This is a genomic window from Polaromonas sp. P3_C2 (assembly GCF_056402675.1).
In genome coordinates this window covers 1-1724 of the sequence record NZ_JBFUGX010000785.1, presented here as the reverse complement: position 1 = coordinate 1724, position 1724 = coordinate 1, and the positions used below count along the sequence as shown (strand labels likewise).

Here is a 1724-nt window from a genome sequence, read left to right as displayed (position 1 = left end):
GACACGCACGGCTATTCGGCCAGCAAGGGCATACCGCGGCTGCGGCGCGCCATTGCGCATTGGTACCAGAGCCGCTACCAGGTGGCGATTGACCCCGACACCGAGGCCATCGTCACCATCGGCTCCAAAGAGGGGTTGGCCCACCTGATGCTGGCCACGCTGGACCGCGGCGACACCGTGCTGGTGCCGGACCCAAGTTACCCCATTCACATTTACGGCGCGGTGATCGCGGGGGCCGATATTCGCTCGGTGCCGCTGACACCCGACACGGATTTTTTTGCCGAGCTGGAAAAAGCCATTCGCGGCAGCTACCCCAAGCCCAAGATGATGGTGCTGGGGTTTCCGTCCAACCCCACCGCGCAGTGCGTGGAGCTGGAGTTTTTCGAGAAGGTGATTGCACTGGCGCGCAAGCACGACATTTTTGTGGTGCACGACCTGGCCTATGCTGACATCGTGTTCGACGGCTGGAAGGCGCCTTCCATCATGCAGGTGCCGGGCGCCAAAGACATCGCGGTGGAATTTTTTACGCTCTCCAAAAGCTACAACATGGCAGGCTGGCGTGTCGGCTTCATGGTGGGCAACCCCGACCTGGTGGCCGCGCTGGCGCGCATCAAGAGCTATCACGACTACGGCACCTTCACCCCGCTGCAGGTGGCCGCGATTGCCGCGCTGGAAGGCGACCAGCAATGCGTGAGGGACATTACCGCGCAATACCAGGCGCGGCGCGACGTGCTCTACAAGGGCCTGACCGAAGCGGGCTGGCCGGTTGACTGCCCCAAGGCGTCGATGTACATCTGGGCGCGCATTCCCGAGGCTTACCGCAAGCTGGGCTCGCTGGAATTCGCCAAGCAGCTGCTGGAAAAAGCCAAGGTGTGCGTGTCACCGGGAATCGGCTTTGGTGACCACGGTGACGACCATGTGCGCTTTGCCTTGATCGAAAACGAAGCCCGCATCCGCCAGGCGGTGCGCGGCATCAAGGCCATGTTCAAGGCGGATGGCGTGCTGAAATCCGCACAGACCGATAAGCAGGAAGGATAAAAAAAGTGGGCCGCAAGCGGCCCACTTTGACATGACTCCATACCGGCACCAAAGGTGTCGGCGCTGTTTTCTTCAACTGTCGGTGGCGTTGGGTGTGCCTTTTCCTGCGATACCGGTTGTGGCTGCCAGCAGTTTTTTCTCCAGTTCGGCACGCTCCGCAATCTCCCGTTCCAGCAGGTCGTTGACGTGCGCCAGCTCTTCCGCGGAGCTCTGGATTTTGTCTTCCAGTTCCGCGGTTTTTACCAGCGCCATCGCAACGTCACCCGTTTTGACCGCGGGTGGAATTTCTTTTTCGAGGACCTTGTTGATCAGCAGTAGCTCTTGTGCCGATCTTTCCACCGTGTCCTGCACGGCATCGTTTTTTTCGAGCGCGCGCGCCAGTTGTGGCTTCTCGGGCGAGGTGTTCGAGGGTTTTTGCATGGATGCTTTCGTGGCGGGTGATGGCCGGGGGACAAGGGGCTGGCGTCCCGCAGTGGACGCGCGACGGTACTCCCCATCATGCACCCGAAATGCATTGCCGGGGTGGACTTTACGGGGAGATTACCTGCGTTGGCGGCGCATGAAAGATTCGTCGCCTGGAGAAACCGGTGACATGGAAAACCTGCCCACAAAACGCGCACAAAAAAGAAGTGGGCCGCAAGCGGCCCACCTTTGCTTCTGCTCCATCCGGTGAATTCATCAAACCC

2 protein-coding genes are annotated in these 1724 nt (G+C 60.3%); one reads left to right on the top strand and one right to left on the bottom strand.

From position 1 onward, the window contains the following. On the top strand, positions 1-1038 hold a 1038-nt coding region (gene alaC / locus AC1DWI_RS21925), incomplete at its 5' end, for an alanine transaminase (RefSeq protein ID WP_477725761.1). Positions 1039-1110: 72 nt separating this feature from the next. Here alaC and AC1DWI_RS21920 read toward each other — a convergent pair. Beyond that, complete coding sequence (locus tag AC1DWI_RS21920) at positions 1111-1458, bottom strand: hypothetical protein (RefSeq protein WP_477668166.1); 348 nt, start codon at positions 1456-1458, stop codon at positions 1111-1113. Between the last annotated feature and the right edge of the window lie 266 nt (positions 1459-1724).

What these genes read in the sequence shown, in the direction of transcription:
- AC1DWI_RS21920 (WP_477668166.1), bottom strand. Translation starts at nt 1,458, where the DNA reads ATGCAAAAACCCTCGAACACCTCGCCCGAGAAGCCACAACTGGCGCGC.